Consider the following 13,714-nt stretch of genomic DNA (forward strand, 5'->3'; position numbering starts at 1 on the left):
CGCCCCAAGGGAACGTAACGCTATGAACGCAATACCACTGGAACACGGCCTGGCCCTCGCCAGCGTCCTGTTCGCCCTCGGACTGGTCGGCTTGATGGTGCGACGCAACATCCTGTTCGTACTGATGAGCCTGGAAGTGATGATGAACGCCGCCGCCCTCGCCTTCGTGGTCGCCGGCAGCCGCTGGGGCCAACCCGACGGCCAGGTGATGTTCATCCTGGTGCTGAGCCTCGCGGCCGCCGAAGCGAGCATCGGCCTGGCGATCCTGCTGCAACTGTATCGCCGCTTCCACACCCTCGATATCGACGCTGCCAGCGAGATGCGCGGATGAACCTTCTACCTCTTACCTTCCTGTTCCCCCTGGTCGGCTTCCTGCTGCTGTCGTTCTCCCGCGGCAGGTGGTCGGAAAACCTTTCGGCGCTGGTCGGCGTCGGCTCGGTCGGCCTCTCCGCCCTGAGCGCGGCCTGGGCCATCTTCAGCTTCCACAGCAGTCCGCCGGAAGGCGGCGCCTACAGCCTGGTGCTGTGGCAGTGGATGGCGGCCGGCGACTTCAGCACCAACTTCACCCTGTACCTGGACGGCCTCTCGGTAACCATGCTCGGCGTGGTTACCGGCGTCGGCTTCCTGATCCACCTGTTCGCCTCCTGGTACATGCGTGGCGAAACCGGCTATTCGCGCTTCTTCGCCTACACCAACCTGTTCATTGCCAGCATGCTGTTCCTGGTGCTGGGCGACAACCTGCTGTTCCTCTACTTCGGCTGGGAAGGCGTGGGCCTGTGCAGCTACCTGCTGATCGGCTTCTACTACAGCAATCGCAACAACGGTAACGCGGCGCTCAAGGCATTCATCGTCACCCGCGTCGGCGACGTGTTCATGGCTTTCGGCCTGTTCATCCTGTTCCAGCAGTTCGGCACCCTGAACATCCAGGAGCTGCTGGTGCTGGCGCCGCAGAAGTTCCCGGAAGGCAACCTCTGGCTGACCCTGGCGACCCTGGCCCTGCTCGGCGGCGCGGTCGGCAAGTCCGCCCAACTGCCGCTGCAGACCTGGCTGGCCGACGCCATGGCCGGCCCGACCCCGGTCTCCGCGCTGATCCACGCCGCCACCATGGTGACCGCCGGCGTCTACCTGATCGCCCGTTGCCACGGCCTGTTCACCCTGGCCCCGGACATCCTCGAACTGGTCGGCATCGTCGGCGCGGTGACCCTGGTCCTGGCCGGCTTCGCCGCCCTGGTGCAGACCGATATCAAGCGCATCCTCGCCTACTCGACCATGAGCCAGATCGGCTACATGTTCCTCGCCCTCGGCGTCGGCGCCTGGGACGCGGCGATCTTCCACCTGATGACCCACGCCTTCTTCAAGGCCCTGCTGTTCCTCGCCTCGGGCGCGGTGATCGTCGCCTGCCACCACGAGCAGAACATCTTCAAGATGGGCGGGCTGTGGAAGAAGCTGCCGCTGGCCTACGCCAGCTTCGTGGTCGGCGGCGCGGCGCTGGCCGCCCTGCCCTTCCTCACCGCGGGCTTCTACTCCAAGGACGAGATCCTCTGGGAGGCCTTCGCCAGCGGCCATCGCGAGTTGCTGATCGCCGGCCTGGTGGGTGCGTTCCTGACCTCGATCTACACCTTCCGCCTGATCTTCGTCGCCTTCCACGGCGAGCCGAAGACCGAAGCCCACGCCGGCCACGGGATTTCCCACTGGTTGCCGCTCAGCGTGCTGATCGTCCTGTCGACCTTCGTCGGCGCCCTGATCACCCCGCCGCTGGCTGGCGTCCTGCCGGAAAGCGTCGGCCACGCCGGTGGCGAAGCCAAGCACAGCCTGGAACTGGCCTCGGGCGCCATCGCCATCGCCGGCATCCTGCTGGCCGGCCTGCTGTTCCTCGGCCAGCGCCGCTTCGTCAGCGCCCTGGCGAAGAGCGCCCCGGGTCGCTTCTTCGGTACCTGGTGGTACCACGCCTGGGGCTTCGACTGGCTGTACGACAAGCTGTTCGTGAAACCCTACCTGCTGCTCTGCCAATTGCTGGGGCGCGACCCCATCGACCGTACCCTGGGCGTCGTTCCGTTCAGCGTGCGCGGCGGACACAACCTCCTCAGCCTCACCGAGAACGGCCGCCTGCGCTGGTACGCCGCTTCCCTGGTGGGTGGCGCCGCCATCCTGCTCGGCGCGCTGCTGCTGGCCTAACGAATTCACGGAGAGACTGAGCCTGTCATGATTCTGCCCTGGCTAATCCTGATCCCCTTCATCGGCGGTTTCCTCTGCTGGATCGCCGAACACAGCAGCAAGACCCTGCCCCGCTGGATCGCGCTGCTTTCGATGACCCTGGTCCTGATCCTGAGCCTGTGGATCTGGGCCACCGGCGACTTCCAGCTGGCGCCCGCGCCCGGCGGCGAGCCGGAATGGACCCTGCAATTCAAGGTGCTGTGGATCGAGCGTCTCGGCATCAGCGTCCACCTGGCGATGGATGGCCTGTCGCTGCTGATGGTCGCCCTCACCGGCCTGCTCGGCGTGCTCTCGGTCCTCTGCTCGTGGAACGAGATCCAGCGCCGCATCGGCTTCTTCCATCTGAACCTGCTGTGGATCCTGGGCGGTGTGATCGGCGTGTTCCTCGCCATCGACCTGTTCCTGTTCTTCTTCTTCTGGGAAATGATGCTGGTGCCGATGTACTTCCTCATCGCGCTGTGGGGACACAGCTCCGATGACGGCAAGAAGACCCGCATCTACGCCGCCACCAAGTTCTTCATCTTCACCCAGGCCAGCGGCCTGGTGATGCTGGTGGCGATCCTCGGCCTGGTGTTCGTCAACTTCAATGCCACCGGCGTGATCACCTTCGACTACGCCACCCTGCTGAAGACCCAGCTGAGCCCCCACGTGGAATGGCTGCTGATGCTCGGCTTCTTCGTCGCCTTCGCAGTGAAGATGCCAGTGGTGCCGGTGCATTCCTGGCTGCCGGACGCCCACGCCCAGGCGCCCACCGCCGGCTCCGTGGACCTCGCCGGCATCCTCCTGAAGACCGCCGCCTACGGCCTGATCCGCTTCGCCCTGCCGCTGTTCCCCAACGCCTCGGCGGAATTCGCGCCGATCGCCATGTGGCTCGGCATCATCGGCATCTTCTACGGTGCCCTGCTGTCCTTCGCGCAGACCGACATCAAGCGCCTGGTCGCCTACTCCAGCGTTTCGCACATGGGCTTCGTGATGATCGGCATCTACTCCGGCAGCCAGGTCGCGCTGCAGGGCGTGGTGGTACAGATGATCGCCCACGGCCTCTCCGCCGCGGCGCTGTTCATCCTCTGCGGCCAGCTCTACGAGCGCCTGCATACCCGCGACATGCGCAAGATGGGCGGCCTGTGGTCGCGCATGCCCTACCTGCCGGCGATCAGCCTGTTCTTCGCCTCGGCGTCGCTGGGCCTGCCCGGCACCGGCAACTTCGTCGGCGAGTTCCTGATCCTGATCGGCGCCTTCAAGGTGGTCCCGGTGATCATCGTGATCGCCACCTTCGGCCTGGTCTTCGCCTCGGTCTACTCGCTGATCATGATCCACCGCGCCTACTTCGGACCCAGCCAGTCCGACGAGCCGATCCTCGGCCTCGACGCCCGCGAACTGAGCATGGTGCTCGGCCTGGCGGTCCTGCTGGTCCTGCTCGGGGTCTACCCGCAGCCGGTGCTGGACATCTCCGCGGCCAGCATGCACGGCGTGCAGCAATGGCTGGGCGCAGCCCTTTCCACCCTTGCAGGACGGTAGTCGCGAAATGACCTTTACGATCCAACACTTCATCGCGCTCCTGCCACTGCTGATCACCAGCGCCACCCTGGTGGTGGTGATGCTGGCGGTAGCCTGGAAACGCAATCACTCGTTCACCGCCACTCTCTCGGTGATCGGCCTCAACCTGGCCCTGCTGTCGCTGCTGCCGGTCCTCGGCGTCACCCCGATCGAGGTGACCCCGCTGGTGCTGGTGGACAACTACGCCTGCTTCTACATGGCCCTGGTGCTGGTCTCCGCCCTGGCCTGCGTGACCCTCGCCCACGCCTACATGGAAAGCTATCCGGGTAACCGCGAAGAGCTGTACCTGCTCCTGCTGCTGGCCACCGCCGGCGGCCTGGTGCTGGTCAGCGCGCAGCACCTGGCCAGCCTGTTCATCGGCCTGGAGCTGCTCTCGGTCCCGGTCTACGGGATGGTCGCCTACGCCTTCTTCAACAAGCGCTCGCTGGAAGCCGGCATCAAGTACACCGTGCTCTCGGCCGCCGGCTCCGCCTTCCTGCTGTTCGGCATGGCCCTGCTCTACGCCGAGTCCGGTACCCTGGGCTTCGCCGGCCTTGGCGCCAAGGTTGCCGAGCACGTGCTGAGCGGTCCGCTGGTCAGCGTTGGCGTCGGCATGATGCTGGTCGGCCTGGGCTTCAAGCTGTCGCTGGTGCCCTTCCACCTGTGGACCCCGGACGTCTACGAAGGCGCCCCGGCACCGGTCTCGGCGTTCCTCGCCACCGCCAGCAAGGTCGCGGTGTTCGCCGTGCTGCTGCGGCTGTTCCAGATCGCCCCGGCGGCCCTGGACAACCAACTGCTGAACATCTCCCTGAGCGTCATCGCGGTCGCCTCGATCCTCTTCGGCAACCTGCTGGCACTGACCCAGAGCAACATCAAGCGCCTGCTCGGCTACTCGTCCATCGCCCACCTGGGCTACCTGCTGGTCGCCCTGATCGCCAGCAAGGGCATGGCCGTGGAAGCGGTCGGCGTCTACCTGGCCACCTACGTACTGACCTCCCTCGGCGCGTTCGGCGTGATCACCCTGATGTCCACCCCGTACAGCGGCCGCGACGCCGATGCGCTGTTCGAGTACCGCGGCCTGTTCTGGCGCCGGCCGGTGCTGACCGCGGTGATGACCGTGATGATGCTGTCGCTGGCAGGCATCCCGCTGACCGCCGGCTTCATCGGCAAGTTCTACGTGATCGCGGTCGGCGTCGAGTCGCACCTGTGGTGGCTGATCGGCGCCCTGGTGCTGGGCAGCGCCATCGGCCTGTACTACTACCTGCGGGTCATGGTCACCCTGTTCCTGGTCGAGCCCGGCATCCGCCAGCACGACGCACCGTTCAACTGGGGCCAGCGCGCCGGCGGCATCATGCTGGTGGCCATCGCCCTGCTGGCGTTCTTCCTCGGCGTCTACCCGCAGCCGCTGCTGGAAATCCTCCAGCATTCCGGCCTGGCCCTCGCCGGCTGAGTCGCCCGCTCCACGAAAACCCCGCCTCGGCGGGGTTTTTCTTTGGCCCGCCCCACGCACCCTGCCCCGCTGCCGTGGCATGCTCCGCGCTCCATGGATGAACCCGGAGGCCTCATGCCCACCTTCCACGATGTCGACGTCCTGCGACACAACAGCGCCAGTTGGGACGCCCAGGCCGCCCGTGACTGCGAATGGTCGCGACCGGTCAGCGCCGAAGAGGTCGCCGCCGCACGCCGCGGCGACTGGGCGGTAAAGCTGACCCCAGGCGCGTTACCCACTCACTGGCTGGGCGACGTACGCGGCCGCGAGATCCTCTGCCTGGCCTCGGCCGGCGGCCAGCAGGCGCCGATCCTTGCCGCCGCCGGCGCACGGGTCACGCTGTTCGACGCCTCGGCGGGACAGCTGGACAAGGACCGCCAGGTCGCCGCCCGCGACCGCCTCGAACTGGCCTGCGTGCAGGGCGACATGCGCGACCTCTCGACCTTCGCCGATGCCTCCTTCGACCTGGTCTTCAATCCCATCTCCAATCTCTACGTCGACGATGTCCTGCCGGTCTGGCGCGAATGCGCGCGGGTGCTGCGGCCGGGCGGCAAGCTGCTGGCGAGCTTCTACAACCCGGCGCTGTTCATCGAGGACCGCTCGCCGGAACTGGCAGAGCAGGGCCTGATCCGGCCGCGACATCGCCTGCCCTACTCCGACCTGGAAAGCCTCTCCGCCGAAGCCCTCGCGGCGAAGCGCGAGAAAGGCGAAGCCCTGGTGTTCGGCCATAGCCTGACCCAGCAGATCGCCGGCCAGCTCGCCGCCGGCCTGCTGCTGCAGGATTTCTACGAAGACTGGCAACCGCACCCGCGCTTCGTCATCGACCGCTTCATGCCGACCTTCCTCGCCACCTGCGCGCTCAAGCCGAAGTCCGCCGCCGGTTGACAGCGGCGCGCGCGGACCTTAGAGTCCGCGCTCCCTTCCCGCCTGTGCTGCTGAGCGGAAAGACGCCAGCCTCCGGTTTCCACCGGACGGCTTCGCATCGTCTGTAGAGCGGCACTGTCATGTCCAAACATTCCCGGCTTGAAAAAGCCTTCCTGCGCAGCGGCATCCTCGTCGACCGCCAGCAGGACATCGTCACCCTCACCCGTCGTCACGACGGTACTTCGGCCCAGGTCCTGCTGCCCGCTAGCTTCGCGCTGGAGGAAAAGGCCGTGCGCCAGTTGCTCGACTTCGCCTCGGTCCAGGCGCCCGGCGACACCGGGCACGTCTGCAAGGCCTGCGCCACGCCGGACTTCCATCCCGGTAGCATCGCCCCGGTCGGCTCCATCGTCGCCAGTACGGCGGACTTCGTCATTCCCGCTGCCATCGGCACCGACATCAATTGCGGCATGCGCCTGCTGCGTACCGGCCTGACCCTGTCCAGCGCCGAGGAGCACAGGCAAGCCCTGGTCGCCGGCCTGACCCACGTCCTGCTGCGTAACGGCCGCGACGTACCATTGCGGGTCCAGGCGTTCGAAGCGCTGTTCGCCGAAAGCCCCGGGCACTGCCTGGAGCGTCTCAGCGAAGACGGCCTGTGGGCCGAGGTCGACCAAGCGCGGCTGTTCCGCGAGCTACAGGGCTGCATCGGCCTGGATGAATTCGGCGGGCGTCTCGAGTATGCCCCCGAGGCCTTGCGCGATCGCCGCCGCAGCCTGATCCGCGATCCCGGCCTGGGTACCACCGGTTCCGGCAATCACTTCGTCGAGTTGCAGGTGGTGGACCGCCTGCTCGACCGCCACCAGGCCTTCGCCCTGGGCCTCAGGGCCGACGAACTGGTGGTGATGATCCACAGCGGCTCGCGCGATGTCGGCTTCCACGTCGGCCAGCGCTGGATGGACCGTGCCCGCACCGCCTGGCCGCGCGGCCGACGCCACCCCGCGTCCGGCCTCTACGCGCTGGGCGGCGAGCTGGCCGGAGAATACCTCCAGGCCATGGGTGGCGCTGCGCGCTATGCCTGGCTGAACCGGGTGGTGCTGGCGGAGCTGGTGCGCAAGGTCTTGCGCGAGACCTTCCAGCGCGACGACAGCGCCCTGCTGGTGGACGTCCCGCACAACGTGGTGCTCCAGGAACAGGGCCTGAATCTCCACCGCAAGGGCGCCACGCCGGCCCGCCAGGGCGACCTGCTGCTGATTCCCGGCTCGATGGGCGACTACTCGTACATCGCCAGCGGCCTGGGCCACCCGGACTGGCTATGGTCCTGCAGCCATGGGGCCGGCCGCAGCATCCGCCGGCAGGCGCTACGAGCGCTGAAAGGCCCGGGCGACAGCGCGCTGCCCTGGCACTGTGTGACCCTCCGTGAGGAGCGCCGCATCGAAGAGGCCCCGGGCGCCTACAAGCCGGTGGGGCCGGTGATCGATACCCAGGAGCGTGCCGGGCTGATCCGGCCGCTGGTGCGCTTGCGTCCGTGGCTGACCTTCAAGGCCTGAAACGAACAAGCCCCGCATTCGCGGGGCTTGTCTGCCACGGGCGCGACTCAGGCCTGTGGTTCTTCCTCGCGACCAGTGAACAGGTCCCAGCTGGCCATGAACAGCGCGGCGATCAGCGGGCCGATGACGAAGCCGTTGAGGCCGAACAGGGCCATACCGCCGAGGGTGGAGATCAGCACCACGTAGTCCGGCATCTTGGTGTCCTTGCCGACCAGGATCGGGCGCAGGATGTTGTCCACCAGGCCGATCACCACCACGCAGAACAGGATCAGCACTACGCCCTGCCAGATCGCCCCGGTGAGCAGGAAATAGGCCGCCACCGGCGCCCAGATCAGCGCCGCGCCGATGGCCGGCAGCAGCGACAGGAAGGCCATCAGGGTGCCCCAGAGCAAGGCGCCCTCGATGCCCAGCACCCAGAAGATCAGGCCGCCGAGAGCGCCCTGGGTGGCAGCCACGGCGATGTTGCCCTTCACCGTGGCGCGGATCACCGTGGTGAACTTGGCGAACAGGTGGTGCTTGTGTTCCTGGCTCAGCGGCACCGCCTGCTTGATCCGCCGGCCGAGCACGCGACCGTCGCGGAGGAGGAAGAACAGCAGGTAGAGCATGATGCCGAAGCTGATGACGAAGTCGAGGGTGTTCTGGCCGATGCTGAACGCCTTGGTCGCCACCACCTGGCTGGCCTGCATGGCCACCGAGGAGAGCTTCTCCTGCAGGCTCGAGAGATTGGCCAGGTCGAAGCGCTCCAGCCACTGGTGCACCGATGGCGGCAAGGCGGCCACCGCCTGCTGCAGGTAGGCGGCGAAGTTCAGTTCGCCGGACTTGACCCGCTGGTAGACGCTCGCGCCTTCCTGCACCAGCGAACCGGCGATGAAGATCACCGGGATGATCACGATCAGCACGCAGATCAGCAGGGTGATCAGCGCGGCGAGGTTCTTCCGATCCCTCAGACGCACCTGCAGGCGGCGTTGCACCGGGGCGAAGATGATCGCCAGGATGGTGCCCCAGAACACCGCGCCGTAGAACGGCAGCAAGAGCCAGCCGAAGGCGAGCGTGACCACCGCCAGCAACAGGAGAAAAGTCCGGGATTCCAGTTTCGTGTCGAGCATGTCCAATCCATCTGGCAGTGGGAAGCAAAGCATTAGTCAGCCGGCGGAGGTGGATCGTTCACGACTGCCGGCCGACTCCGCCGAATAATGACAGGAAGGCTCTGTGGCGCACCACTGCCGGCTGGCTCTTTTGCCGGCAGCGGTCGCGCGGGGGAAGGGTCAGATGCGGAACTGACCGACCAGCCGGCCCAGGCCCTGGCCCAGTTGCGCCAGGCTGCGGGCGGTCTGCGCGCCCTGCTGGGCCTCGTCGGCGACGCTGTCCACCGCGCCGGCGATCTGGTGCACGCTGCGGTTGATCTCCTCGGCCACCGCGGTCTGTTCCTCGGCGGCGCTGGCGATCTGCGCGTTCATCGCGTTGATGGTGGCAATCAACTGGGCGATGGCGTCCAGCGAATCGCCGGCCTGGTTGGCCTGGTTGCTGGTGCCCTCGCCGGCCTCGCCGGAACGGCGCATGGCGTCGACCGCGGCGTTGGTGCCCTGCTGCAGGCGATCGATCATGCCCTGGATTTCCTGGGTGCTCTGCTGGGTGCGGCTGGCCAGCGCCCGCACTTCGTCGGCGACCACCGCGAAGCCACGTCCGGCCTCGCCGGCACGGGCCGCCTCGATGGCCGCGTTGAGCGCCAGCAGGTTAGTCTGTTCGGCAATCGAGCGGATCACCCCGAGCACGCTGACGATCGACTGCACGTCCTGTTGCAGGCTGTCCAGCGAGGAACCGCTGTCGCGGATCTCGTCCACCAGCGCGTGGATGCGCTCGATGCTGCCGTCCACCACGCGCTTGGCCGCCTGGCCTTCGTGGTCGGTCTGCTGCGCGGCCTCGGCGGCGCGCTGGGCGCTCTGCGCCACTTCATGGGCGGCGGCGGACATCTCGTTGATCGCGGTGGCGACCTGATCGGTCTCGTGGCGCTGGCGCTCCATGGCCTGCTCGGAACGCTCGGCCTGGGCCGACATCTGCTCCACCAGTTGCTTGAGGTCGCCGGTCATCCCGGCGATCTGCCGCACCAGACCGTGGATCTTCTCGACGAAGCGGTTGAAGGAACCGGCCAGCTCGCCCAGCTCGTCGTGGCTGGTCACCGGCAGGCGGCGGGTCAGGTCGCCCTCGCCGGCGGCGATGTCGTCGAGGTTCTGGCGGATCTGGTGCAGCGGACGCAGCATCGCGTTGGCCACCGCCAGGCCGATCACCAGCAGGACCACCAGGAGGACCCCGGCGATCGCCACGATGCTGGCGATCAGGGTGCCGATACGCTCGTCGATGGCTTGCTTGATCTCCACCAGTTGGGCCTCGACGCCGTCGAGGTTGATCGCCGAGCCGATCACCATGTCCCACTTCGGCAGGTACAGGGTGTACGACAGCTTCGGCACCATGACGCTTTCGTTACCCGGCAGCGGCGAGGTATAGGTCACGTAGTGGCTGCCGTTCTTGCCTGCCTCCACCAGTTCGCGGTTGAGGTAGACGCCGCTGGGATCGCGGCGGTCGCGGAAGCTCTTGCCGACGTCCACCGGGCTGTCGCCACGGAACAGGCGCACCACCTGGGAGTCGTAGCCGAAGATATAGCCGTCCTTGCCGTACTTGACCTTCGACAGGCGCGCAATGGCCTCGGCGCGGGCGTTCAGGTCGCCGTTGGCCGAGCGGTCGTACTCGGCCTGGATACTGCCCATGGCGATCTGCACATAGTGCTCGAGTTCGGCACGACGGTCGCCGAGCAGGCGCTCGCGGGTATCCTTGACTTCGGTATCAGCCTGTTTTTTCAGGATCAGCACCGCTCCGCCGCTGAGCACCAGGGCGAAGAGCAGCACCGGCACCATGGCCAGCAGGAGGACTTTGGATTTCAGGGTCAGACGCATCATCAACTCCTAGCATGACGCCCAATAAAAAACGGGATTCCCGTTTCATCGGCAATCCCGTCGGAAGCTTAAGCGGCCGGCCCGACATTCCGTCAGGCGACCGCCCGAAATAGGACTCAGAGCAACATCGCGGCGGCCCAGCCGAACACCAGCAACGGCAGGTTGTAGTGCAGGAAGGTCGGCACCACGGTGTCCCAGATGTGATTGTGTTGGCCGTCGACGTTGAGCCCGGAGGTCGGCCCGAGGGTCGAGTCCGACGCCGGAGAACCTGCATCCCCCAGCGCGCCGGCGGTGCCGACGATGCTGACGATGGCCAGCGGGCTGAAGCCCAGTTGCACCGCCAGCGGGACGAAGATCGCGGCGATGATCGGCACGGTGGAGAACGACGAGCCGATGCCCATGGTGACCAGCAGGCCGACCAGCAGCATCAGCATGGCGCCGACCGCCTTGCTGTTGCCGATCCAGGCCACCGAGGCGTCGACCAGGCTCTGCACCTCGCCGGTGGCCTTCATCACCTCGGCGAAACCGGCCGCGGCGATCATGATGAAACCGATGGTGGCCATCATCTTCATGCCTTCGGTGAACAGGTCGTCGGTCTCCTTCCAGCGCACCACGCCGGACAGCGAGAAGACCACAAAACCGACCAGCGCGCCGATGATCATCGAGTCCAGCCACAGCTGCACGACGAACGCGGCGACGATGGAGACCCCGGCCACCGCCAGGCTTTTCGGGCTATAGCTGACATCGACGCGTTCGGCCTGCTCGATCCGCTGCAAGTCGTAGACGCGCTTGCGGCGGTAGCTGAACAGCACCGCGATGAGCAACCCGGCGAGCATGCCCAGGGCCGGGATGAACATGGCGTGGGTGACGTTGATCCCGCTGACGTTGACGCCGTTGCGCGCCACGTTGGCCAGCAGGATTTCATTGAGGAAGATGTTGCCGAAGCCCACCGGCAGGAACATGTACGGGGTGATGAGGCCGAAGGTGATGACGCAGGCGATCAATCGCCGGTCGATCTGCAGCTTGCTCAGCACATAGAGCAGCGGCGGCACCAGCAGCGGGATGAAGGCGATGTGGATCGGCAGGATATTCTGCGAGGATACCGCCACGCAGAGCAGCAGGCCGACCAGAATCCACTTGAACGCACCGGCGCCCTTGCCCTGCTCGTCGTGCCGGCCGAGCAGCGCCAGGACCTTGTCGGCCAGCGCATGGGCCACGCCGGAGCGAGCGATGGCCACGGCGAAGGCGCCGAGCATGGCGTACGACAGGGCCACCGTGGCACCCCCGCCGAGGCCGCCGTTGAAGGCCTTGAGAGTCCCCTCCAGGCCTAGGCCACCGAACAGTCCGCCGACCACCGCGCCGATGATCAGCGCCAGCACGACATGCACACGGCAAAGGCTGAGGACGAGCATCAGTGCGACCGCCAGCACCACTGCGTTCATCGTTGAACTCCTTGCAAATGAAACGAACCCGGCCGCCTGCGACCGAAAAAAGGGGCGTACTCTGCTACAGCCATCCCCGCCTGTCAAAGCCGCGCATGGGCGAATGTCGCCTGGCTATAAACCGTTGTGCACGGTTCTTGCGTGCGATTCGCCGCACGACGGCAATCCGGCGCCAGCGAACGAACCGTCGTCAAGAATGGGCGAGCCCTGCCGATAAGCCTTGGGCCCCCGCAGTTTCTTCGTACAAGGACCCCTCCCATGTTCCTTCGCCGCCTGTCCATCCAATGGAAGATCACCCTGCTGGCAGGCCTCTGCCTGCTCGGCGTGGTCGCCTTGCTGGTCGGCCTTTCGGTCTACCGCATGCAGCACAGCAGCGTACTGGTGAAAAGCGCCAGTACGCAGATGCTCGACGAATCGGCGCGCCTGCGCCTGGAAGCCCGCGGGGAATTGCAGGCGTTGCGCATCCAGCGCTATTTCATGGATGCCTTCCAGTACGGCAAGGGTTTCTCCCGGCAGATCCTGTTCCTCCGCGACCAGGCGCAGAAGCGCTTCCTCGACGCCTACGACCTGCGCGAAGACCTGACCCGCCAGGTGCGCACCGCGCTCGCCGCCAATCCCGAGGTGCTCGGCCTGTACGTGGTCTTCGAACCCAACGCACTGGACGGCAAGGACGAACTGTTCGTCGACCAGCCCGCCCTGGGCAGCAACGACAAGGGACGCTTCTCCCTGTACTGGGCGCAGGCCACGCCGGGACAGCTGGAGTCCGAGTCGATGGTCGAGTCCGAACTCGCCGACACCAGCAGCGGGCCCAGCGGCGCGGCCTACAACGCCTGGTACACCTGCCCGAAGGAAAGCGCTCAACCCTGCGTGCTCGATCCCTACTTCGACAAGGTCGGCGAGCGCCAACTGCTGATGACCAGCATCGCCTTCCCCCTCGAACTGGATGGCAAGGTGATCGGCGTGATGGGCCTGGACATCAACCTGAGCAATCTGCAGGCGCTCAGCGAACAGGGCAACCGCGAACTCTACGACGGCGTCGGCCAGGTCGGCATCCTCAGCCCGGCCGGGCTGTTCGCCGGCAACAGCCGCGACGCCGGCCTGCTCGGCAAGAACCTGGCCAAGGCGGATCCGCAGCACGCCGGCGAACTCCTGCAACTGCTGGCCGCCGGCAAGAGCCAATTGTTCAACGAGAACGACGACCTCAAGGTGCTGCAACCGTTGCAGCCGATTCCCGGCGCCAAGCCCTGGGGCGTGCTCCTCGAAGTGCCGAAGAGCGCCCTCCTCGGCCCGGCCCTGGCGCTGGAGCGGCAACTGGACGACATGCGTCGCGAAGGCACCTGGGTCGAACTGGGCCTCGGCCTCGGCGCCGCGGTGCTCGGCCTGCTGGTGCTGTGGTTGACCGCCCGCGGCGTGACCCGGCCGATCCTCGGCGTCGCCCACATGCTGCGCGACATCGCCAGCGGCGAAGGCGACCTGACCCAGCGTCTGCCGCACACCGGGCGCGACGAGCTGGGCGAACTGGCCGGATGGTTCAACCGTTTCCTCGACAAGCTGCAGCCGATCATCCGCGACGTGAAGGTCTCGGTGCGCGATGCGCGCAGTACCGCCGACCAGTCGGCGGCGATTTCCAGCCAGACCAGCGCCGGCATGCAGCAGCAGTTCCGCGAGATCGACCAG

Annotated in this window: 9 protein-coding genes and 1 pseudogene; 7 read left to right on the forward strand and 3 right to left on the reverse strand. The window is 66.6% G+C overall.

The features are described 5' to 3' along the window. Positions 1-22 precede the first annotated feature (22 nt). The 6 genes from nuoK to M6E97_RS05780 all read left to right on the forward strand — a co-directional run bounded on the left by nuoK (position 23) and on the right by M6E97_RS05780 (position 7,647). Complete coding sequence (gene nuoK / locus M6E97_RS05755; RefSeq protein WP_003090475.1) at positions 23-331, forward strand: NADH-quinone oxidoreductase subunit NuoK; 309 nt, start codon at positions 23-25, stop codon at positions 329-331. Beyond that, the gene (nuoL, locus tag M6E97_RS05760; protein WP_009314012.1) at positions 328-2,175 is read left to right on the forward strand and encodes an NADH-quinone oxidoreductase subunit L; all 1,848 of its coding nucleotides are present in this window, start codon (positions 328-330) and stop codon (positions 2,173-2,175) included. The genes nuoK and nuoL overlap by 4 nt, the downstream gene beginning before the upstream one ends. A 27-nt stretch (positions 2,176-2,202) precedes the next feature. After that, a complete protein-coding gene (nuoM, locus tag M6E97_RS05765; RefSeq protein ID WP_003090479.1) occupies positions 2,203-3,732 on the forward strand; it encodes an NADH-quinone oxidoreductase subunit M in 1,530 nt (509 codons plus the stop codon). Positions 3,733-3,739: 7 nt separating this feature from the next. Beyond that, positions 3,740-5,200 carry an NADH-quinone oxidoreductase subunit NuoN gene (gene nuoN, locus M6E97_RS05770; RefSeq protein WP_003090482.1) on the forward strand — a complete coding sequence of 487 codons (1,461 nt, stop codon included), beginning with the start codon at positions 3,740-3,742 and terminating at the stop codon, positions 5,198-5,200. 114 nt (positions 5,201-5,314) lie between these two features. Next, positions 5,315-6,124 (forward strand): class I SAM-dependent methyltransferase, encoded by an 810-nt coding sequence (locus M6E97_RS05775; protein ID WP_033939024.1) that lies wholly within the window; start codon positions 5,315-5,317, stop codon positions 6,122-6,124. A 119-nt stretch (positions 6,125-6,243) separates the two neighbouring features. Then, complete coding sequence (locus tag M6E97_RS05780) at positions 6,244-7,647, forward strand: RtcB family protein (RefSeq protein ID WP_023091673.1); 1,404 nt, start codon at positions 6,244-6,246, stop codon at positions 7,645-7,647. A gap of 47 nt (positions 7,648-7,694) precedes the next feature. Here M6E97_RS05780 and M6E97_RS05785 read toward each other — a convergent pair whose 3' ends face one another. From M6E97_RS05785 to M6E97_RS05795, 3 genes are all read right to left on the reverse strand, one after another. Beyond that, positions 7,695-8,753: an AI-2E family transporter gene (locus tag M6E97_RS05785; protein WP_003090487.1), complete on the reverse strand. Its 1,059-nt coding sequence runs from the start codon at positions 8,751-8,753 to the stop codon at positions 7,695-7,697. Between the two features lie 159 nt (positions 8,754-8,912). Further along, positions 8,913-10,598, reverse strand: a complete 1,686-nt coding sequence (locus tag M6E97_RS05790) for a methyl-accepting chemotaxis protein (protein ID WP_003138923.1) — start codon at positions 10,596-10,598, stop codon at positions 8,913-8,915. A gap of 113 nt (positions 10,599-10,711) precedes the next feature. Beyond that, on the reverse strand, positions 10,712-12,037 hold the full coding sequence (locus tag M6E97_RS05795; protein WP_033939022.1) for a Na+/H+ antiporter family protein: 1,326 nt from the start codon (positions 12,035-12,037) through the stop codon (positions 10,712-10,714). A 477-nt stretch (positions 12,038-12,514) separates the two neighbouring features. Between M6E97_RS05795 and M6E97_RS31175 the strand changes: the two are divergent. Then, positions 12,515-13,582 (forward strand): annotated as a pseudogene (locus tag M6E97_RS31175) (HAMP domain-containing protein); the annotation flags it as partial. Between the last annotated feature and the right edge of the window lie 132 nt (positions 13,583-13,714).

The organism is Pseudomonas sp. B111 (genome assembly GCF_026428275.1).
In the GTDB taxonomy this organism is placed as follows: domain Bacteria; phylum Pseudomonadota; class Gammaproteobacteria; order Pseudomonadales; family Pseudomonadaceae; genus Pseudomonas; species Pseudomonas aeruginosa.